This window comes from Streptomyces sp. YKOK-I1 (assembly GCF_054660435.1).
The window spans coordinates 7,311,265-7,329,975 of sequence record NZ_BAAGDR010000001.1 but is presented as its reverse complement, the minus strand read 5'-3'; the positions used below and the strand labels follow the sequence as shown (position 1 = coordinate 7,329,975).

The 18,711-nt window shown below is 72.9% G+C and carries 21 protein-coding genes; 6 read left to right on the top strand and 15 right to left on the bottom strand.

From position 1 onward, the window contains the following. Positions 1 to 23 precede the first annotated feature (23 nt). The 5 genes from ACYQ8Q_RS32790 to rimP form a co-directional block, all read right to left on the bottom strand. Complete coding sequence (locus tag ACYQ8Q_RS32790) at positions 24 to 320, bottom strand: DUF503 domain-containing protein (protein WP_460073583.1); 297 nt, start codon at positions 318 to 320, stop codon at positions 24 to 26. A gap of 219 nt (positions 321 to 539) precedes the next feature. Further along, positions 540 to 3,623 (bottom strand): translation initiation factor IF-2, encoded by a 3,084-nt coding sequence (gene infB, locus ACYQ8Q_RS32785; protein ID WP_460070107.1) that lies wholly within the window; start codon positions 3,621 to 3,623, stop codon positions 540 to 542. Between the two features lie 149 nt (positions 3,624 to 3,772). Next, the gene (locus tag ACYQ8Q_RS32780; protein ID WP_460070105.1) at positions 3,773 to 4,069 is read right to left on the bottom strand and encodes a YlxR family protein; all 297 of its coding nucleotides are present in this window, start codon (positions 4,067 to 4,069) and stop codon (positions 3,773 to 3,775) included. Between the two features lie 146 nt (positions 4,070 to 4,215). Continuing rightward, positions 4,216 to 5,202 carry a transcription termination factor NusA gene (nusA, locus tag ACYQ8Q_RS32775; RefSeq protein ID WP_460070103.1) on the bottom strand — a complete coding sequence of 329 codons (987 nt, stop codon included), beginning with the start codon at positions 5,200 to 5,202 and terminating at the stop codon, positions 4,216 to 4,218. A 2-nt stretch (positions 5,203 to 5,204) separates the two neighbouring features. After that, a complete protein-coding gene (rimP, locus tag ACYQ8Q_RS32770; RefSeq protein ID WP_460070101.1) occupies positions 5,205 to 5,717 on the bottom strand; it encodes a ribosome maturation factor RimP in 513 nt (170 codons plus the stop codon). A 214-nt stretch (positions 5,718 to 5,931) separates the two neighbouring features. Between rimP and ACYQ8Q_RS32765 the strand changes: the two genes are divergently transcribed. The 3 genes from ACYQ8Q_RS32765 to ACYQ8Q_RS32755 are packed head-to-tail and all read left to right on the top strand — an operon-like array spanning position 5,932 to position 7,954. Next, positions 5,932 to 6,540, top strand: a complete 609-nt coding sequence (locus ACYQ8Q_RS32765; protein ID WP_460070099.1) for a hypothetical protein — start codon at positions 5,932 to 5,934, stop codon at positions 6,538 to 6,540. After that, positions 6,537 to 7,019, top strand: a complete 483-nt coding sequence (locus tag ACYQ8Q_RS32760; protein WP_460070097.1) for a ferritin-like domain-containing protein — start codon at positions 6,537 to 6,539, stop codon at positions 7,017 to 7,019. The genes ACYQ8Q_RS32765 and ACYQ8Q_RS32760 overlap by 4 nt, the downstream gene beginning before the upstream one ends. Positions 7,020 to 7,048: 29 nt before the next feature. Beyond that, positions 7,049 to 7,954 (top strand): aminoglycoside phosphotransferase family protein, encoded by a 906-nt coding sequence (locus tag ACYQ8Q_RS32755; RefSeq protein ID WP_460070095.1) that lies wholly within the window; start codon positions 7,049 to 7,051, stop codon positions 7,952 to 7,954. Between the two features lie 140 nt (positions 7,955 to 8,094). Here ACYQ8Q_RS32755 and ACYQ8Q_RS32750 read toward each other — a convergent pair whose 3' ends face one another. From ACYQ8Q_RS32750 to ACYQ8Q_RS32740, 3 genes are all read right to left on the bottom strand, one after another. Further along, entirely contained in the window at positions 8,095 to 8,559 is a 465-nt protein-coding gene (locus tag ACYQ8Q_RS32750; RefSeq protein ID WP_460070093.1) for a hypothetical protein, read from the bottom strand. Continuing rightward, positions 8,560 to 9,198, bottom strand: a complete 639-nt coding sequence (locus tag ACYQ8Q_RS32745) for a BN159_2729 family protein (protein ID WP_460070092.1) — start codon at positions 9,196 to 9,198, stop codon at positions 8,560 to 8,562. A gap of 896 nt (positions 9,199 to 10,094) precedes the next feature. Continuing rightward, entirely contained in the window at positions 10,095 to 10,685 is a 591-nt protein-coding gene (locus ACYQ8Q_RS32740; RefSeq protein WP_460070090.1) for an RNA polymerase sigma factor, read from the bottom strand. A 281-nt stretch (positions 10,686 to 10,966) separates the two neighbouring features. Between ACYQ8Q_RS32740 and ACYQ8Q_RS32735 the strand changes: the two genes are divergently transcribed. Both ACYQ8Q_RS32735 and ACYQ8Q_RS32730 read left to right on the top strand, forming a co-directional pair. Next, complete coding sequence (locus ACYQ8Q_RS32735) at positions 10,967 to 11,389, top strand: helix-turn-helix domain-containing protein (RefSeq protein WP_460070089.1); 423 nt, start codon at positions 10,967 to 10,969, stop codon at positions 11,387 to 11,389. A gap of 149 nt (positions 11,390 to 11,538) precedes the next feature. Beyond that, positions 11,539 to 11,769 (top strand): hypothetical protein, encoded by a 231-nt coding sequence (locus ACYQ8Q_RS32730; protein ID WP_460070087.1) that lies wholly within the window; start codon positions 11,539 to 11,541, stop codon positions 11,767 to 11,769. A gap of 7 nt (positions 11,770 to 11,776) precedes the next feature. Here ACYQ8Q_RS32730 and ACYQ8Q_RS32725 read toward each other — a convergent pair whose 3' ends face one another. From ACYQ8Q_RS32725 to ACYQ8Q_RS32710, 4 genes are read right to left on the bottom strand one after another with little or no spacing between them, the layout of a single operon-like run. Further along, positions 11,777 to 12,046 carry a ferredoxin gene (locus tag ACYQ8Q_RS32725; protein WP_460070086.1) on the bottom strand — a complete coding sequence of 90 codons (270 nt, stop codon included), beginning with the start codon at positions 12,044 to 12,046 and terminating at the stop codon, positions 11,777 to 11,779. A gap of 1 nt (position 12,047) precedes the next feature. Beyond that, entirely contained in the window at positions 12,048 to 13,265 is a 1,218-nt protein-coding gene (locus ACYQ8Q_RS32720; RefSeq protein ID WP_460070084.1) for an NADH-ubiquinone oxidoreductase-F iron-sulfur binding region domain-containing protein, read from the bottom strand. Continuing rightward, positions 13,262 to 13,843, bottom strand: a complete 582-nt coding sequence (locus tag ACYQ8Q_RS32715; protein ID WP_460070082.1) for a ferric reductase-like transmembrane domain-containing protein — start codon at positions 13,841 to 13,843, stop codon at positions 13,262 to 13,264. The genes ACYQ8Q_RS32720 and ACYQ8Q_RS32715 overlap by 4 nt, the downstream gene beginning before the upstream one ends. Beyond that, positions 13,840 to 14,856 (bottom strand): FAD:protein FMN transferase, encoded by a 1,017-nt coding sequence (locus tag ACYQ8Q_RS32710; RefSeq protein WP_460070080.1) that lies wholly within the window; start codon positions 14,854 to 14,856, stop codon positions 13,840 to 13,842. The genes ACYQ8Q_RS32715 and ACYQ8Q_RS32710 overlap by 4 nt, the downstream gene beginning before the upstream one ends. Positions 14,857 to 14,901: 45 nt before the next feature. Between ACYQ8Q_RS32710 and ACYQ8Q_RS32705 the strand changes: the two genes are divergently transcribed. After that, entirely contained in the window at positions 14,902 to 15,312 is a 411-nt protein-coding gene (locus ACYQ8Q_RS32705) for a hypothetical protein (protein WP_460070078.1), read from the top strand. A gap of 40 nt (positions 15,313 to 15,352) precedes the next feature. Here ACYQ8Q_RS32705 and ACYQ8Q_RS32700 read toward each other — a convergent pair whose 3' ends face one another. The 3 genes from ACYQ8Q_RS32700 to ACYQ8Q_RS32690 all read right to left on the bottom strand — a co-directional run bounded on the left by ACYQ8Q_RS32700 (position 15,353) and on the right by ACYQ8Q_RS32690 (position 18,533). Further along, on the bottom strand, positions 15,353 to 17,056 hold the full coding sequence (locus ACYQ8Q_RS32700; protein ID WP_460070076.1) for a proline--tRNA ligase: 1,704 nt from the start codon (positions 17,054 to 17,056) through the stop codon (positions 15,353 to 15,355). Between the two features lie 73 nt (positions 17,057 to 17,129). Beyond that, on the bottom strand, positions 17,130 to 17,663 hold the full coding sequence (locus ACYQ8Q_RS32695; protein ID WP_460070074.1) for a GNAT family N-acetyltransferase: 534 nt from the start codon (positions 17,661 to 17,663) through the stop codon (positions 17,130 to 17,132). Positions 17,664 to 17,684: 21 nt separating this feature from the next. Continuing rightward, complete coding sequence (locus ACYQ8Q_RS32690) at positions 17,685 to 18,533, bottom strand: GNAT family N-acetyltransferase (RefSeq protein WP_460070072.1); 849 nt, start codon at positions 18,531 to 18,533, stop codon at positions 17,685 to 17,687. Positions 18,534 to 18,711 lie beyond the last annotated feature (178 nt).

Sequence of the window (18,711 nt, the reverse complement as noted above, 5' to 3'; positions counted from 1 at the left end):
GTGTTCAGTTCTGTGTTCTGTGGTCAGTCGTCGTCTTCGCCGTGGAAACGGCGTCTGACCGACAGCAGTTCCACTTCCGGCCGGGCGGCGACGAGCCGTTCGCACCGGTCCAGTACGTCGGTCAGGTGCTCCGCGTCACCGGAGACCGCGGCGAGGCCTATACGGGCCCTGCGGTGGAGGTCCTGGTGGTCGACCTCGGCCGCGCTCACCGCGTACTTGCGCTGGAGCTCGGCGACGATGGGCCGGACGACGGAGCGTTTCTCCTTCAGCGAGTGGACGTCGCCGAGAAGCAGGTCGAAGGACAGAGTCCCCACGTACATGTGCAGCCGGTTCACCCGCCGGTACGGGATCGATGGCCCTGTCGGCCGTGTGGGACAGGGGCATCATGAACGGTACCCCGATCCCGCCGTCGGCTCGACGGGGTTTCTTTCCCACCCACCCACCCGACTCGGCCGGACGAGAGGTGGCCCCCAGGCCAGGACACGGCCGTGTGCCGGCCCGCGGGGACGAGCCCCACGGACCGGCACACGAACCGGGGGTTACACCCGCGGCTTCTCGCGCATCTCGTACGTCGCGATGACGTCGTCGATCTTGATGTCGTTGAAGTTGCCGAGGTTGATACCGCCCTCGTACCCTTCGCGGATCTCGGTGACGTCGTCCTTGAAGCGACGCAGGCCCTCGATGTTGAGGTTCTCCGCGACCACCTTGCCGTCGCGGATGAGGCGCGCCTTGGTGTTGCGCTTGACCTCGCCCGAGCGGATGAGGACACCGGCGATGTTGCCCAGCTTGGACGACTTGAAGACCTCGCGGATCTCCGCCGTACCGAGCTCGAACTCCTCGTACTCCGGCTTGAGGAGACCCTTCAGGGCCGCCTCGATCTCCTCGATCGCCTGGTAGATGACCGAGTAGTAGCGCACGTCGACGCCTTCGCGCTCCGCCATCTGCTGCGCACGGCCGGCTGCCCGGACGTTGAAGCCGATGACGATCGCGTCGGAGCCCATGGCCAGGTCGATGTCCGACTCCGTGACCGCACCGACGCCGCGGTGCAGGACGCGGATGTCGACCTCTTCGCCGACGTCCAGCTGGAGCAGCGAGGACTCGAGGGCCTCGACCGAACCGGAAGCGTCACCCTTGATGATCAGGTTCAGCTGCTGGACCTCGCCGGCCTTCAGCGCCGCGTCCAGGTTCTCCAGGGAGAACCTGCGCGTGCGCTTGGCGAAGGCGGCGTTGCGCTCGCGGGCGGCACGCTTCTCGGCGATCTGGCGGGCGGTGCGGTCCTCGTCGACGACGAGGAAGTTGTCGCCCGCACCCGGGACGTTGGTCAGGCCCAGGACCTGGACCGGCGTCGACGGGCCCGCCTCGGCGACGTTGTTGCCGTTGTCGTCGAGCATGGCGCGCACACGACCGTAGGCGTCGCCCACGACCATCGTGTCGCCGACCCGCAGGGTGCCTCGCTGGACGAGGACCGTCGCCACGGCACCGCGGCCGCGGTCGAGACGGGACTCGATCGAGATGCCCTGCGCGTCCTGGCTGGGGTTGGCCCGCAGGTCGAGCGAGGCGTCCGCCGTGAGGATGACGGCCTCCAGGAGGCTGTCGATGTGCAGACCCTGCTTGGCGGAGATGTCGACGAACATGGTGTCGCCGCCGTACTCCTCGGCCACCAGGCCGTACTCGGTCAGCTGACCGCGCACCTTGGTCGGGTCGGCGCCCTCGACGTCGATCTTGTTGACCGCGACGACGATCGGGACGTCGGCCGCCTTGGCGTGGTTGAGCGCCTCGACCGTCTGCGGCATGACGCCGTCGTTGGCCGCGACGACCAGGATCGCGATGTCCGTCGACCGGGCACCACGGGCACGCATGGCGGTGAACGCCTCGTGACCCGGGGTGTCGATGAAGGTGATCGCGCGGTCCTCGTCGTTGACCTGGGTCGAGACCTGGTAGGCACCGATGTGCTGGGTGATGCCGCCGGCCTCGCCCGCGATGACGTTCGTCTTGCGGATGGCGTCGAGCAGTCGGGTCTTTCCGTGGTCGACGTGACCCATGACGGTGACGACCGGGGGACGGACCACCAGGTCGTCCTCGTCGCCCTCGTCCTCGCCGAACTCGATGTCGAAGGACTCGAGCAGCTCGCGGTCCTCCTCCTCCGGGCTGACGATCTGAACCTGGTAGTTCATCTCGCCCGCGAGGAGCTGGAGGGTCTCGTCGGAGACGGACTGGGTCGCGGTGACCATCTCGCCGAGGTTCATCATGACCGCGACGAGCGACGCCGGGTTGGCGTTGATCTTCTCCGCGAAGTCGGTGAGCGACGCGCCGCGGGAGAGACGGATCGTCTCGCCGCCGCCGCGCGGCAGCATCACACCGCCGACGGACGGGGCCTGCATGGCCTCGTACTCCTGGCGACGCTGACGCTTCGACTTGCGGCCACGACGGGCCGGACCGCCGGGGCGGCCGAAGGCGCCCTGCGTGCCACCGCGGCCACCGGGACCGCCGGGACGGCCACCGAAGCCGGGACGGCCACCGCCGCCACCGAAGCCGCCGCCACCGCCGCCGGGGCCACCGCCACCGGGACGACCGGCGAAACCGCCGCCGCCACCCGGACGGGCACCGCCGCCACCGGGACCGGCCGGACGGCCGGCGAAGCCGCCGCCACCACCGGGACGACCGCCGCCGCCACCGGGACGACCCGCACCGCCGGGACCGCGGCCGCCGGGGCCGCCGCCGGGACGCGGGCCGGCAGCGGGACGCTGCGGCATCATGCCGGGGTTGGGACGCGGACCGCCGGGACGCGGACCGCCGGGGCCCGCACCCTGCGGACGCGGCATGCCCGCGGGCGACGGACGGGAACCGCCCGGAGCCTGCGGACGGGGACCGCCGCCCTGGGCGCCGGGCGCCTGCGGACGGGGACCGCCGCCACCGGGGGCACCACCCGGGCCGCCGGGGCGCGGGGCGCCCTGCGGACGGGGGGCCTGCGGGCGGGCCATACCGGCGTTGCCGCCGGACGTGAAGGGGTTGTTGCCCGGACGCGGACCGGACGGACGGGCGCCGCCCGGACGGGGTGCGCCGGCGCCACCGGGGCGCGGGCCCTGGCCGGCGGCCGGACGCTGGCCGCGGTCCTGCTGGCCCTGGCCGGGACCGCCCGGACGGGCGCCGGGCCGGGGCGCGCCGGGGCGCGGGCCCTGGGCGGCGGCCGGACGGGGAGCCTGCGGGGCGGCCGGGGCCGACGGCGGAGCGGTGAACTCCGGGGCGGCGGGCGCCGGACGCGGCGCGGGCTTGGGGCCGGGCACGGGACGCGGGCCCGGGGTCGCCGGCGCGGGGGCCGACGAGGCCGCGGGGGCGGCCGGAGTTGTGGGCGCCTGAGGCGCGGCGGGCCTGGGGGCGGCCGGACGCGGGGCGGCCGGACGGGCCGACTGCACCGGGGAGGGCGCACCAGGCTTGGGGGCGGCCTTGCGCGGGGCGGGCTTGCCGCCGCCCTGGAAGGCGTCAGTCAGTTTGCGGACTACGGGCGCTTCGATGGTCGAAGACGCCGAACGGACGAATTCACCGAGTTCTTGGAGCTTGGCCATGACGACCTTGCTCTCCACGCCGAACTCCTTGGCGAGTTCGTATACCCGGACCTTAGCCACTTCGCTCCTTTTAGGTCCGGGTTGCCGCCGGACCGTCGCTACTTCATGGGCGTACTCATCGCGTGCTCATCGAGTGCTCATCGCAATCTCGACCTACTTCCAACTCGCGGGGTACCTGACCGCGCGGACGTTCCGCGCGACGTGCTTTCTTACGGTGTCGCCTGATCGGCAACTGTCGTCTGCTCGACGTACCGGCGCAACGCGTTTGTGTCGAGCGCTCCCGGGGCTCGCAACGCCCGCGTGAACGCCCGGCGGCGCACCGCCTGGTCGAGACAGACCAGCGCGGGGTGTACATACGCACCCCGGCCGGGCAGCGTACCGCGAGGATCGGGGACGCAGGCGTCCTCGATCGCCACGATGCGCAGCAGCTCCGTCTTGACCGCTCGCTTCCGGCACCCCACACAGGTGCGTTCAGGGCATGCTCCGGTGTGCGTCCGGCCAGACACAGCTAAGTCTACCTCCCCGCGGCCACCTCACCCCTTCGGGGCAGGAGTCGAACGGTTGCCGCGATACATCTGACGTGATCTGAGCGGGCCCCGGCTTGGATCTATTCCCCCGAACGGCCCAACCCCAGGTGGGACAGGTGGGACCTCTAGTCGGACGCCTGCTCGGTGTCCGGTCGGATGTCGATCCGCCAGCCGGTGAGGCGGGCGGCGAGGCGGGCGTTCTGGCCCTCCTTGCCGATCGCCAGGGACAGCTGGTAGTCCGGCACGGTCACGCGCGCGGAGCGGGCCGCGAGGTCCACCACGTCGACCTTGGAGACCCGGGCCGGGGACAGCGCGTTCGCCACCATCTCGGCCGGGTCGTCCGACCAGTCGACGATGTCGATCTTCTCGCCGTTCAGCTCGCCCATCACATTGCGCACCCGGCCGCCCATGGGGCCGATACAGGCGCCCTTGGCGTTCAGTCCCGAACGGGTGGACCGTACGGCGATCTTGGTGCGGTGGCCGGCCTCGCGGGCGATGGCGGCGATCTCGACGGACCCGTCGGCGATCTCCGGCACCTCCAGCGCGAACAGCTTCTTCACCAGATTGGGGTGGGTACGCGAAAGCGTGACCGAGGGACCCCGCACGCCCTTCGCCACCCGAACGACGTACGAGCGCAGGCGCATGCCGTGCGGGTACGTCTCGCCGGGGACCTGTTCCTGGACCGGGAGGATGGCCTCCAGCTTGCCGATGTCCACGAGCACGTTCTTGGGGTCGCGGCCCTGCTGGACCACGCCGGTGACGATGTCGCCCTCGCGGCCGGCGTACTCGCCGAGCGTCGCGTCGTCCTCGGCGTCGCGCAGCCGCTGCAGGATCACCTGCTTGGCGGTGGTGGCGGCGATACGGCCGAAGCCGGACGGGGTGTCGTCGAACTCGCGGGGCTCCTGGCCCTCTTCGAGGTCCTCGGGGTCCTCCTTCGCCCACACGGTCACATGCCCGGTCTCCCGGTTGAGCTCCACGCGCGCGTGTCGGCGGCTTCCCTCGGTGCGGTGGTAGGCGATGAGGAGGGCCGACTCGATCGCCTCGACCAGCAGGTCGAAGGAGATCTCCTTCTCCCGTACCAAGCCCCGCAGGGCACTCATGTCGATGTCCACGGCTACGCCTCCTCTTCCTTCTCGTCCTTGACGTCCTGGTCCTTGCGGTTGAACTCGACCTGCACGCGCGCCTTCTCGATGTCCGGGAAGCCGACTCTGCGGGTCGTGGCCCTGCGGCCCTTCACACCGGGCACTTCGAGGTCGAGGCCGTCTTCGTCGGCCTTCAGGATCCGCGCGACCAGTTCGCCGTCCCCGGTCAGCTGGAACTTCACCAGCCGGCCGGTGGCGCGCACATAGTGGCGGTGCTCGGTGAGGGAGCGCTCGGCCCCCGGGGTACCGACCTCGAGGGTGTACTCGCCCGCGCCCATCGCGTCCGTCTCGTCGAGCTTCGCCGAGAGCGCGCGGCTCACATCGGCGATCTGGTCCAGGTCCGCCCCGGTGTCGGAGTCGACGACGACGCGCAGCACACGCTTGCGACCGACGGAGTCCACGGCGATCTCTTCGAGATCCAGGCCCTGGGAGGTGACGAGCGGTTCCAGGAGCTCTCGCAGCCTCTCGCTCTGGGTGGTGCTCATCCGGGTGACTCCTCGGCCGCGTGTGCTGTTGTGGGATGGGTCGCGTGTCTGGTCAAAGGGTATCCGGTCGTGGGGAGTGTTGCCGTCCACCCGTGCACGGAGGGTGCACGGAGGGTGGCGGAGACCTCGCTCCGGCGTGCGCGCAGGTACGGTGATCACGGACCTGTTCCCTTCCCGGTCCTTCGTTCGCACGTATTCCCCGAGGACGTCTGCCGTGCCGTTCCCGCTCGTTCCGCGCGCCCGCTCCGGGCCGCGCAGAAGAACCCTGCTCGCGTCGGCCGCCGGGGCGGCGCTGCTCGCGGGCTGCTCGTCCGGCTCCGAGAGCTCCGAGAGCTCCGAGGAGGTCGCGAGCGGCAGCCCGTCGGTCACCGAGCGGGCACGCGCGCGTGCGGCCGCGGACAGCGGCGGGCTGCTGGCGCGGTACGACGCCGTCCTCGCCGCCCATCCCCCGCTCGCCCAGCGGCTCGCACCGCTGCGGGCGGAGGTCGTCCGGCATGTGGAGGCGTTCGGGGGCGGCGGGGCTTCACCGACCGCGTCCCCTTCCGCCGCGACCGCGTCCCCCGCGCCCACCACGTCCTCCACGCTCACCACGTCCTCCACGCCCGCCGCGTCCTCCACGCCCACTCCTGCCGCCACGGGGCCGACGGCCGCGCCGGCGACCGAGAAGGACGCGCTCGCCGCGCTCGCCGCCGCCGAGCGGGAGCTGGCGGACCGCAGGACGAGCGCGCTGCTCGACGTCCCGGGCGAGCTGGCGCGGCTGCTGGCCTCGGTGGCGGCGGCAGGCGCGGCCCACGCGTATCTGCTGACGGAGGGGAACCGATGACGAAGGCGGCCGGCAAGGGCGGGGAGCTCACGGCGCTCCAGGCGGCGCTGGCCGCCGAGCACGCGGCCGTGTACGGGTACGGCGTGGTCGGCGGCCGGATCGGGGCCGACCGGCGTACCGAGGCGCGGGCCGCGTACGACGCCCACCGGGCGCGGCGGGACGCGCTGGTGCGCGAGGTGCGCGACCTGGGCTCCGAGCCGGTCGCCGCGAGCGCCGCGTACGCGCTGCCGTTCCCGGTGACGGACCCGGCGACGGCGGTCCGGCTGGCCGCGGAGCTGGAGGAACGGGTGGCCGGGGTGTACTCGGACCTGGTGCGGGCAGCCGCGGACCAGCGGCGCCGGGAGGCGGCCGGGGCGCTGCGGGAGGCGGCGGTGCGCGCGGTGCGCTGGCGCGGCGGGAGCGTAGCCTTCCCTGGGCTCGCCGAGCGGGCGGGTACGGATGCGGCGACCTCCGGAGTTTCGGCGACGCCGACGGCGTGACCCCGCAGAGGGAAGGGAACGACTCGCGCATGGCTTTCGAACCGCCGCAGCGGCTGGTGCGGGCGCTCGGTGAGACCGCACCGAGCGGTGACGACTGGTTGGAGAAGCTGCCGGAGACGGCCGGACAGGCCGTCGTTCTACGCGAGTTGACCGTTGAGCGGGTGCAGGTGCCGGGGGGCCGGAGCAGTCTGGTGGTGCTGGTGCGGCGGGCGGACGGGACGCCCGCCGTGCTCAAGCTGGCCCCGCCCCGGTTCCGGCCGGAGGCGGAGCGGGCGGCGCTGGCGCACTGGGGCGGGCTGGGCGCCGTACAGCTGCTGGACGGGCCGGTGACGGAGGGGGTGCTGCTGCTCGAGCGGCTGCATCCGGATGTCTCGGTCCGGTCGCTGCCGGAGGCGAAGGCGCTGCTGGAGGCGGCGGGGACGCTGCGGCGGCTGTGGGTGGAGCCGCCGGCCGGCGGTGGGGGCGCGGGCGGCTTCGAGACGGTGGCCGAGCGGACCGGGCGGCAGGCGGAGGCGATGCGGGCGAGTGCCGGCGGGGAGGTCGTGGCCCTGGTGGACGCCGCGCTCGCGGCCCGGGCGGAGCTGTTGGCGGCGCCGCCCGAACACCGGCTGCTGCACGGGACGTTCCGGCAGAGCAAGGTGCTGGCGGCCGAGCGGACGCCGTGGCTGGCGGTGGGGCCGGATCCGGTGGTGGGTGAGTGTGCGTTCGATCTGGCGCGGCTGGTGCGGGACCGGGTGGAGGATCTGATCGGCTCGCCGTCGGGGGCGGCGACGACGCGGCGGCGGGTGCGGAAGCTGGCGGACTCGTTGGAGCTGGATCAGGAGCGGGTGCGGGGGTGGACGCTGTTTCGGGCTGTCGAGTCGGGGGTTCGGGCGCTTCGGGTGGGGCGGCGGGGGGATGCGGAGCTGTTGCTCGAATTCGCCGGGTGGCTTTAGGGCGGTCGGGGGTGGGGGGGCTTGTCGCGCAGTTCCCCGCGCCCCTGGGAGGGCAGCGCCCCTCTGGTGGGTGAGGGGGTAGAGGGGCGCTGCGGTCCGGTCGGCTTGCCTCCCGAGCCCGCCGGCCGGAGTCTCGGGTGTCAGGGGTCGGGGGGTGTGGTGAACAGGGCTTCCTCCAGGGCCAGTAGACGGGTGTGGTGGCGGATGTGGGTGGCCTGGTCGGGGATGCGGGGGCCCTCTCGCCGCGGGGGTACGACGGTGGGTTCGGCGTAGCGGACGTGGGCGAACAGCGGGAGGTCGACGGGCGGCAGGCGCCAGGACAGGAGGCGTTCGCCGGCCATGAGCCGCAGCAGGTGGGTGCCGCCGGGACCGGTGTCGGTGGCCGGGGTGACGACCGCGCTCGACGGGTGCAGTGCCGCCAGCCAGGCGAGGATTTCGGCGCGTTCGCGGGAGATCCGGGTCAGTTCCCGCTCGTAGGAGTCGGCGTGCCGCTGCCAGCGGGCCAGGTCGCGTCGGCATTCGTCCAGGTCGCGGGCGAGGCGGTGGTGTGATCCGGTGCTGCGGGTGCGCATCAGGCGCCGCAGGCGGAGCAGGGCGGGGGGCATTCAGGGACGCCTCGAGGGCCGCACCGCTGACAGCGGGCCCAGTTGGGCTTCCACCTGGGCGAGCGTGCAGCGTTCGGGGCGGCCGTCGAGGGACATCAGGGGCATGCCGTCGGGGGTGCGGCAGCCCTGGAAGTACCAGAGGTCCCCGTTCGTGTCGCGCTGCGGCAGGGCGAGGTCGAAACGGGTCCCGTCGAGCCGGAAGGGGCGCCGCTCGGGGCCGCCGGCCCTGCTCGGCGGTGCGGTGCCGCTGCCGCGCGCCACGACCGTCACCGGGACGCCGTCGCGCTCTCCCTGGGCGGTCACCGTGTGGGGGCGGGACCGCTCACCGGCGTCGGTGAGACCCAGGTACGCGCGCCAGCGGGCCCACTGGGCGGGGTCGTCCACACGGAGCAGGACCCGCACCCGGTCGCCGTCCACGCGGATGCCGTGCGGGCCGGGGTGTCCGTGCATCTGCCGCTCCACGGCGTGGGCGACCTGCCGGGCGCGGGCACAGGACTCGTCCCAGGCCAGCGCCTGCCGCTCCAGCTCGGTGACCGGCCGTAACGGTACCGGTTCGCCCGCCGACCGCACCGGATCCGGCTCAGCGACCGACCGCGTCCGACCCGGCTCGATGACCGGCCGCGCCCAATCCGGCTCCATGACCGACCGCGCCGAATCGGGCTCGATACCGGGCCGCACCGGCCGCGGGCCCCGCCATCGCACTTCCGGACCCGGATCGATGACCGGCCGCACCGGATCCGGTTCGGTGACCGACCGCGCCCGATCCGGCTCGGTGACCGGCCGCGTCCAATCCGGTTCGGCGACCGACCGCGCCGAATCCGGATCGGCATCAGGCCGCACCGGCCGCGGGCCCCGCCATCGCACTTCCGGACCCGGATCGATGACCGGCCGCACCGAATCCAGCTCGGCGACCGACCGCGCCCGACCCGGCTCGGTGACCGGCCGCGCCCAATCCGGTTCGGTGACCGACCGCGCCGAATCCGGCTCGACACCCGGCCCCACCGGCCGCGGGCCCCGCCATCGCACTTCCGGATCCGGATCGATGACCGGCCGCACCGAATCCAGCTCGGCGACCGGCCGCGCCCGATCCGGCTCGGCGACCGGCCGCGCCCGACCCGGCTCGGTGACCGGCCGCACCCAATCCGGCTCCATGACCGACCGCGCCGAATCCGGCTCGGCATCAGGCCGCACCGGCCGCGGGCCCCACCATCGCACTTCCGGATCCGGTTCGGCGACCGGCCGCGTCCGGTCCGGTTCGGTGACTGGCCGTGCCGGATGCGGTTCGGTGGCGGGTCTCTTCCGTCGCGCGCTCGGACGTCCCGGGATCGGTTTCGGGTCGGTGGCCCGGCGCTGCCGGGGCCCGGTCCGGGACCAGTCGCCGTCCGGTGAGCGGTGCAGCAGGACGCCGAAGGAGCGTTCGGGGTCGGTGAGGAGGCGGGCCGAGTCCAGGGCGCGGGCGGCGGCCGTGGCCTGGTCGGGGGGTACGGAGCGCAGTGCCGCGTGGATCACCCGGGCGGCCCGGGGCAGGTTGCTGTTCACACGGACACCGCCCCGGTCGTCCAGCGCAGTTTCCGCAGCGCCCGATACGTCAGCGTCTTGACGGCGCCGACGCTGCGGCCCATCTCCCGGGCGGTCTCCTCCGGGGTCAGCTCGTCGAGGAACCGCAGTTCCACGCAGTGCCGTTGGTGCGCGTTGAGCGAGTGGAGCGCCGTGCGGACCGTCTCGTGGGCCTCGACGGCCTCCAGTTCGCGCAGGGCGAGCGACTCGGGGCACCGGCCCGGCGTCTGGGGGTCGTGGAACTCGGCGACCGGGGTCTCCAACCGGGTGCGGCCACGGGCGAGTTCGTCGAAGTAGAGGTTCTTGGCGATGGTGGTGAGCCAGGCGGCGAAGGCCCGGCCCTGCCAGGTGTACGTGTCGATGCGGCGCAGGGCGCGGGTGAACACCTCCTGGGTGAGGTCCTCCGCCAGGTGTCGGTTGCGGGTGCGGATGAGCAGGAAGCCGTAGACGAGGCGGTAGTGCTCGTCGTACAGGGCGGCGAACGCCTCCCGGTCGCCCGTGCGGGCCCGGGCGACCAGCTCGGGTTCCGGGGTGACCGGGGCGGTCGTGGCGCTGTCGGTGGGAAACACGAAGACCTCCACATCTTCTCATCTTCAATATCCATGTAGATGTAGATTCCCTGGGGAGATGTCACCCGGGACGGGTGTGCATCGGGGATGTCGGCAGTCTTCACGTAGATGCATATAGTGTCAAGCCGCTCACGGAGCGCGAGGGGAGAAGCGGCCCGGGGGGCACGGGGGCGCACGGAAGCGCCATCTCCGCCACAACGCTCCGGCGTGCATCAGAAGACCTGTCCGGCGATCTGCGATCTACTTGCGCCTGTAGATATCGATGACCGATCCTCTGAGTCGTGACGAACCAGCGGAGCGACTCAGGAGACCCGGAACCCGGCGACGATCCCGCGCGCCGGGACGAGGATCTGGCGGCTCTGCTCGAACGTCTTCTGGCCAGGGCCCCCGGACGCACCCAGAAGGATCTGGCCTCCGAGGCCGGCATCTCGTACCCGACACTGAACGCCTGGATGAACCGCACCCGCGGCACCTCCCGCATCGACCCGGAGAAGCTGCGCGCCATGGTCGAGGCGTTCCGGCGCTGGGGCGTCACCACCACACCGCGCGAGTTCTTCGAGTCCGTCGGCCGTCCCGTGCCCGGACCCAGCGGCGACGAGCGGGAGGCCCGGCTCCTGACGCTGTACCGGCAATTGCCGGAGTCACGCCAGCGCGCGCTGCTCAAGGACGCCGAGGCGATGCTTCAGGTCAGCCGTATCACCTGAGGTGACAGGCGAGTTGCGGATGAATATGACGAAACCCCCCACGGTCCCCTCGGCCATCGGTACCATCAGTGCGCCGCTGGCCTCCCGGAGCGGATCACTGCGTGTTGTTGTGCAGCCCTGGGGAGACAGTTGTGTGCGTCCACATTTGCATGGCAGACGATCTGCCGAGAATCGCGGTCTGGGATCCTGACGAGGTCAGCATCCGGGTGGCCAGGGGCTTCCAGGTACGCGACGCGCTCCGGGAGGTCCGGGACATCCTGATGATCGATCTGGGTGCCCCCGCGTCGCGCGGCGGTCTGCTCGTGTGTTTCTGCGGCATGCGCGTGGAGCTTCCACGCGAGCTCACCCCCTGTGCCGCCTCCCCCTGCGTCGTCGGCTGATCATCCGTCAGACCGCCGGTGCGGGGGCGAGTTTCAGGGCGAGCACGGGACAGTCGGCGGCGGCCCGGCGGGCCCGCTTCACCGTCCGCGCGGGGACGGGCGTGCCGTCGACGAGCGGGTAGCCCCACTCGTCGAGCGTGATGTGCTCCGGGAGGAGTTCCGCGCACAGACCGTGGCCCTGGCAGGACGTCCAGTCGATGTCCAGGTTCATCTGCCCGTCCTGATTCGTCCGCCGGTCCAGGTTCATCTGCCGGTCCAGGTTCGTCCGCCGGTCCATGTCAGGCCTCCTGGGGTACGGGCAGCAGCGGGATGCGGTCGGTGGCCGTGCAGTGGCCGTGGGCGTGCGCGTCGGCCTCGGCGGCGAAGGTCGTCAGCGCGCTGCGGACCAGCCGGACCGTTCCGTCCGGGTGGTGGCAGGCGCCCCGGCCCTCCACCAGGCCGGACCAGCGGGCGAGATCGGTGCGCACGGTGCCCTGCGGGCCGGGGGTCGCGAGGGTGCGGAAGGCGGTGGCGATCCGGGGCAGGCCGTTGAGGCACGGGCCGCACTGGCCGGCCGACTGGAGGGCCAGATAGCGCAGGACGCGGGCGGTCTCGGTGAGGCCGCAGCGGTCCGCGGGCAGCGCGGCCAGCACACCCGCCCCCAAGTAGCCGGCGTCCACGGTGAGTTCGGCGGCCTCGCGGGCCGGGATCCAGGTGCCGTGGTAGCCGCCGACGAGCACGGCCGAGGCGCCTTCCAGAGGCAGCAGCCGGGTCAGGGGCAGACCGTACGGCGCCTCCACCACCCGGGGTTCGTGTCCCGCGACATGGACCGTGCACAGGGCGCTGCCCGGCTGGGCGGCGGTACCGGCGCTGCGATACCAGTCGGCGCCGTAGCGGGCGACGAGCGCGAGATGCGCGAGGGTCTCCACGTTCTGGACCAGCGTCGGCGCCCGGTGCACGCCCCGCTCGCGGACCGGCGGGCTCGGGTGAGTGGGCAGCGCGGCGCCGCCGGAGACGAAACGGGCGAGGGCCGAGGCCTGTCCGGAGAGGAAGGACTTGGGCAGCCGGACGACCGTGACGGGCAGCGGGTCGCCGGAGCGCTGTGCGAGGGCGGACTCCAGCCAGGTCGCACCGTCCTCCACACCCAGATACGCCTCCCCCGCGCCGACCGCGTGCGCCGCGATCTGCAGACCGTCCAGGACCAGGTGCGGGGAGAGGCGCAGCAGGGTCTTGTCCTTGCGGCTGGCGGGCTCGCCCTCCGCGCCGTTGGCGACGACCACCGGGGCCCGGCCGGTGCGACGGCCCGCCTCGGCGACCGAGACCAGCTTGCGGTAGGTCGGGAAGGCGGCCCCGCCGCGCCCGGTGAGACCGGACTCGGCCACCGTGCGCAGCACGCCCTCGGGGTCGCCGTGGGAGAGGGGCCCGTAGCGCTGGTGGTGGGTGGGCAGGTCGGCCGGGGCGGCGCCGGGGGCGAGCAGCCGCGGGGACATGTACAGGTCGGGGAAGGTCGCGGTCACGGGCGGGCTCCATCGGCGGTGCGCAGCAGGGCGGCGGGGGTGCGGCGGGCGGCACGGGCCGCGTGGGCGAGGCGGGTGCCTCCGGCGGTGACGACCGTGGCCACGCAGGCGACGGTGAGCCAGGTCATCCAGTCGGCGCCGGTGTCCGTGCCGATGCCGATGCCGTGGACGAGGGCGACCGGCCAGGAGGCGTACGCCAGCCAGTGGACGGCCCGCCACGTCCGATGCCCGAGGCGCTCGCGCAGCAGGCTCGTGACGAGGACCGCGAGCATCAGGTCGAAGGCGACCGTGCCGAGGCCGAGCCACAGGGGCTGGTAGTCGGAGACGAAGGGGATCAGGGCGTCGACGACCGTGATGTTCACGTAGGAGTCGGCGACGGCGGTGGTGATGTGCAGGGCAAGGAAGGCGGTGGCGGAGAGGGAGAGGGTGCGGTGCAGGGTCATCGTGCCGAAGCGGGGCAGGCCCGGGACGCGGGTCCTCAGGTGGACCGCGATGCCGAGGAGGACGACGACGGTGAAGAGGACGAGGCAGACGGCACCGGTGGCTCTGTTGGCGTACCAGAGGGTTTCGCTGGTCATGCGGCTGCCTCCGGGTGGGTGGCTGAGCGCGCTCCGCGGCGGGGCCGCTGATCGGCACAGCCCCGCGCCCCTGAGTGGGTCGGCCAGCCCGGTGTGGTGACGACCAGGCCGTTGTGCGTGACCAGCCGGGCCGGAAGGCCGAGGCGGGTCAGCCACTGTTCCGCGCCCGTCCCCTTCACCAGCGCCGCCGTGCTCGCCGCGTTCGCGTCGGCGCAGGTGGCCGCGGCCACCGAGACCGTGCGCCAGGGGGAGCGGACCGGCAGGCCGGTGCGCGGGTCCACGATGTGGTGCAGGTCGTGGCCGCCTCGCTGCCAGCGCCGGGCGGCGGTGCCGGAGGTCGCCAGACCGCCGCCGCGCAGGCCGACGGTGGCGTACGAGCCCTGCGCGGGCGTCTCGTCGACCGGACCGGTGACGTCCTGGACGCGGATCTGCCAGCCGCCCGCCGGGGCCTCGCCCGCGACGGCCGTGTCGCCGCCCAGGCTGACCAGGACCCCGCAGCCGGCCGTGTCGGCCAGCATCCGCGCGGCCCGGTCGGCGGCCCATGCCTTGGCGGTGGCGCCGAGGTCGAGACGGACGCCCCGGGGGACGGTGACCGTGCCGGTGGCGCGGTCGAGAGTGACGGTGCGCCAGCCGGGGGTGCGGCGGAGCGTGAGGCGGACCGGGCGGTCGTCCTCCCGGACGAGGGTGAAGTCGCGGTCGTAGCCGATGGCGTCCATCGCGGAGCCGACCGTCGGATCCACGGCGCCGTCGGTCGTCGCGGCGGCCCGCAGGGCCACGTCGAGGGCCTCGGCGAGCAGCGGGCTCACCCGGACCGGGCGGCCGGCGGTGGCGTCGAGGGCGGTCAGTTCGGAGTCGGGGCGGAAGCGGCTGCACGCCGCGTCGACCTCGGCGAGGTGCCGGGCGAGGAGCAGGTTGCAGGACTCCAGCAGGGCCGGGTCGGTGACGACCAGGCGGACGGTGGTGCCGAGGGCGCGCCATTCGGTGGCGGCGGTCGTCCGCAGGAGCGTGGTCATCACGACGCCCCCGACGTGGAGTCCGCGGAACCGCCGGAGGAGGAGGTGAGACCGCCGGAGCTGTCGAAGGAGGACGAGCTGGACGAGTCGGTCGAGCTGGAGGAGTCCGTCGAGCTGGAGGAGCTGTCCGAGGAGGACGAGCTGTCCGAGCTGGAGGAGTCGGTCGAGCCGGAGTCGGTCGAACCGCTCGACGTGTCCGTGCTGCTGCTCGAACTGGAGCTGGTCCCGCTGCTCGCCGCCGTGGTGGCGTCCGCCTGCATGGTGCCGATCAGGGCGAACACCCCGGCCGCCCCCGCCAGCGTGATCGCGGCGGCGAAGGCCGCGGTCCGCCGTGCGCCTCTGCGGACCGCTGCCGCTGCCCCGCGTTCTTCTTCCCTGGTCGCCATGACCGTTCCCCTCCGCAGTGACGTTCTGTCACGCACTACGGTCGGGGAACGGTCTGAGAGAACCCTGTGAGGCGCCTTTAGGTACTCGGAGACGTGTCTGAGGAATTCCTTTAGGCGGTCAGGCGGGCGATCGCCTCGTCCACCGTGAGCTCCTCGCGCTCGCCGGTCCTCCGGTCCTTCAGCTCGACCACGCCCTCGCCCGAGCGACGGCCCGCGACCAGGATCTTCGGTACGCCGATGAGCTCGGAGTCGGTGAACTTCACGCCCGGGGAGACCCCGGCCCGGTCGTCGACCAGGACGCGCAGGCCGGCCGCCCGCAGCTTCTCGGAGACCTCCAGCGCCAGCTCGGTCTGCAGGGCCTTTCCGGCGGCGACCACGTGGACGTCGGCCGGGGCGACCTCGGCCGGCCAGCACAGGCCCTTGTCGTCGGCGGTCTGCTCGGCGAGGGCCGCGACCGCGCGGGAGACGCCGATGCCGTAGGAGCCCATGGTGACGCGGACCGGCTTGCCGTTCTGGCCGAGGACGTCGAGCTTGAGGGCGTCGGCGTACTTGCGGCCGAGCTGGAAGATGTGGCCGATCTCGATGGCGCGGTCCAGCTTCAGGCCGGTGCCGCAGTTCGGGCAGGGGTCGCCCTCCTGGACGACCACGACGTCGACGTACGTGTCGACCTCGAAGTCACGGCCCGCGACCACGTTCTTCGCGTGCATGCCGTCCTTGTTGGCGCCCGTGATCCAGGAGGTGCCGGGGGCCACGCGCGGGTCGGCGATGTAGGTGACCTTCTCACCCAGGCCCTGCGGGCCGACGTACCCGCGCACCAGGTCGGGGCGGCCGACGAAGTCCTCGGCGGTGACCAGCTCGACCGTCGCCGGGGCGAAGTGCGCCTCGACCTTGCCGAGGTCGACCTCGCGGTCGCCGGGCACGCCCACGGCCACGATCTCGCCGTCCACCTTCACGAGGAGGTTCTTCAGGGTGTCGGAGGCCTGGACGCCGAGGTGCGCGGCGAGGGTCTCGATGGTGGGGGTGTCCGGGGTCGGGATCTCCTCCAGCGCGGGCACGTCCTCGGCGGCCACCGGCTTCAGCTCGTACGAGATCGCCTCGGTGTTGGCCGCGAACTCGCAGTTCGGGCAGTCGGCGAAGGTGTCCTCGCCGGCGCCTGCCGGGGCGAGGAACTCCTCCGACTTGGAGCCGCCCATCGCGCCGGCGGTGGCGGCGCAGATGCGGTAGTCGAGGCCGAGGCGCTCGAAGACCCGCTGGTAGGCGTCGCGGTGCAGGGCGTAAGAGTGGGCGAGGCCCTCGTCCTCCGTGTCGAAGGAGTAGGAGTCCTTCATCAGGAACTCACGGCCGCGCAGGATGCCGGCCCGCGGACGGGCCTCGTCGCGGTACTTGTGCTGGATCTGGTACAGGATGACCGGCAGGTCCTTGTACGAGGACGCCTGGTCCTTGACCAGCAGGGTGAAGATCTCCTCGTGGGTGGGGCCGAGGAGGTAGTCGCCGCCCTTGCGGTCCTTCAGCCGGAACAGCTCCGCGCCGTACTCGTCCCAGCGGCCCGTGGCGTCGTACGGCTCACGGGGCAGGAGGGCCGGGAGCAGCACCTCCTGGGCGCCGATCGCGTCCATCTCCTCGCGGACGATCCGCTCGACGTTGGCCAGCACCTTCTTGCCGAGCGGGAGCCAGGACCAGATGCCGGCGGCCGTGCGGCGGACGTAGCCGGCACGGACGAGGAGCTTGTGGCTGAGGACCTCGGCGTCCGCCGGGTCGTCGCGCAAGGTCTTCGCCATCAACTGGGACATGCGCTGGACCGGTGCGTTCGCCATGGTTCTCGTACTCCTGCCGGGTAAGGGTGATGGCAAGGAGGTTAGCCGGGAGCGCGGTGTCGCCGGAAATCCGTTACTTCCGGAGCAGCGGGAGCCGGGCGCCCATGACGGCGTACGGGCGGGGGGCGCTGGGGAACAGGACGCGGCGGGCCAGGTCCTCGTAGCCGAGGGAGCGGTACAGGGCGCGGGCGGGGCTGTCGAAGTCGATCGCGGAGAGGATCGAGCGGGGCTGGCTCGCGCTGTCGGTGATCGCGGTGATCAGGGCCCGGCCCGCGCCGCGGTTCTGGTACACGGGGTGGACGTGGAGCTCGGTGATGACGAAGGAGTCGTCGAGCCAGAAGTCGGTGCCCTGGGCGCGGAGGTAGGGCTCGACGACGGTGGACCACCAGTGGGTGCGGTCGTTCGGCATGCCGTAGACGAAGCCGACGAGGCGGCCCTCGGGGGTGCTGGCGCCGAGGGCCCGGGCGCCCGGGTACGTCATGTGGCGCAGGACGATCTGGCGGCGGACCGCGACCTCGTCCGGACCGAGGCCGAAGGCGACGGCCTGCACCGCGAGGGCCTCGTCCACATGGGCGGGGAGGTCCAGGGGGCCGATGACGAGATCCATGGCGGGGAGCCTACAGGTGCGTCAGAACAGCACGCTCATGAATGCGCCGACCTCCTGGAAGCCGACTCTCCGGTACGTCCTTCTCGCGGGCGTGTTGAAGTCGTTGACGTAGAGGCTGACCACCGGGGCCACGTCCGCGAGGGCGTAGCGCAGGACCGCGGCCATGGCGGGGGCGGCGAGGGCCCTCCCCCGGTACTCCGGGGCCACCCAGACGCCCTGGATCTGACAGGCCTGCGGGGTGGCGGCGCCGATCTCCGCCTTGAAGACGACCCTGCCGTGTTCGTCGAGGCGGGCGAAGGAGCGGCCGGAGCCGACGAGTTCCGCGACGCGGGCCTGGTAGAGCAGGCCTCCGTCGCCGGCCATCGGGGAGACGCCCACCTCCTCGGTGAACATCGCCACGCAGGCCGGCATGATCGTCTCCATCTCGTCCTTGCGGATGCGACGGACGTAGGGGTCGGGGGCCAGGTCGGCGGGCATGCGGTCGGTGACCATGAGGGGCTGGTGGGCGCGGACCTCGCGGGCGGGGCCCCAGTGGGGTTCGAGGAGGCGCCAGAGCTGGGTGGTGGACTCGACGGGGCCGACGATGGAGGAGCAGCGGCGGCCCGCCCTGCGGGCGCGGTCGGCGAAGGCGCGGACGGCGCGCGGGGTGGCGCAGATGGGGACGAGGTTGGCGCCCGCGTAGCACAGGGACGTCAGCATGCCGTCCTCGTACCAGCCCCACATCTCGCCGCCCAGCCGCCAGGGGTCGAGGCCGGCGACCTGGACGCGGGAGGTGACGAACGCGTTGGTCACCGGCTCACGGTCGAGGACGGCGAGCGCGGCGTCCAGGTCGCTCGGTTCGAGGACCCGGGAGGTGGTCTGGGTCAACAACTGCGGGGCCTCACACTCAGGGCTGCTGATCCCCGCACTGTACCTGCGGAAGCTGAGCGGTGCCGCCCCCGGTGTTCGACGGTGACCGTTGGCTGTGGTCCCGCCTGGGGGCTGCCGCCCCCAGACCCCCGCTTCGGCCCTGAAAGGGCCTCGTCCTCACACGCCGGACGGGCTGGTT

Bases quoted from the DNA above. Each gene is read 5' to 3' on its own strand.
- ACYQ8Q_RS32790 (WP_460073583.1), bottom strand. From the start codon at position 320: ATGTACGTGGGGACTCTGTCCTTCGACCTGCTTCTCGGCGACGTCCAC.
- rimP (WP_460070101.1), bottom strand. From the start codon at position 5,717: ATGAGCACCACCCAGAGCGAGAGGCTGCGAGAGCTCCTGGAACCGCTC.
- ACYQ8Q_RS32760 (WP_460070097.1), top strand. From the start codon at position 6,537: ATGACGAAGGCGGCCGGCAAGGGCGGGGAGCTCACGGCGCTCCAGGCG.
- ACYQ8Q_RS32755 (WP_460070095.1), top strand. From the start codon at position 7,049: ATGGCTTTCGAACCGCCGCAGCGGCTGGTGCGGGCGCTCGGTGAGACC.
- ACYQ8Q_RS32750 (WP_460070093.1), bottom strand. From the start codon at position 8,559: ATGCCCCCCGCCCTGCTCCGCCTGCGGCGCCTGATGCGCACCCGCAGC.
- ACYQ8Q_RS32745 (WP_460070092.1), bottom strand. From the start codon at position 9,198: ATGGAGCCGGATTGGGCGCGGCCGGTCATCGAGCCGGGTCGGACGCGG.
- ACYQ8Q_RS32730 (WP_460070087.1), top strand. From the start codon at position 11,539: ATGGCAGACGATCTGCCGAGAATCGCGGTCTGGGATCCTGACGAGGTC.
- ACYQ8Q_RS32725 (WP_460070086.1), bottom strand. From the start codon at position 12,046: ATGGACCGGCGGACGAACCTGGACCGGCAGATGAACCTGGACCGGCGG.
- ACYQ8Q_RS32715 (WP_460070082.1), bottom strand. From the start codon at position 13,843: ATGACCAGCGAAACCCTCTGGTACGCCAACAGAGCCACCGGTGCCGTC.
- ACYQ8Q_RS32710 (WP_460070080.1), bottom strand. From the start codon at position 14,856: ATGACCACGCTCCTGCGGACGACCGCCGCCACCGAATGGCGCGCCCTC.
- ACYQ8Q_RS32700 (WP_460070076.1), bottom strand. From the start codon at position 17,056: ATGGCGAACGCACCGGTCCAGCGCATGTCCCAGTTGATGGCGAAGACC.
- ACYQ8Q_RS32695 (WP_460070074.1), bottom strand. From the start codon at position 17,663: ATGGATCTCGTCATCGGCCCCCTGGACCTCCCCGCCCATGTGGACGAG.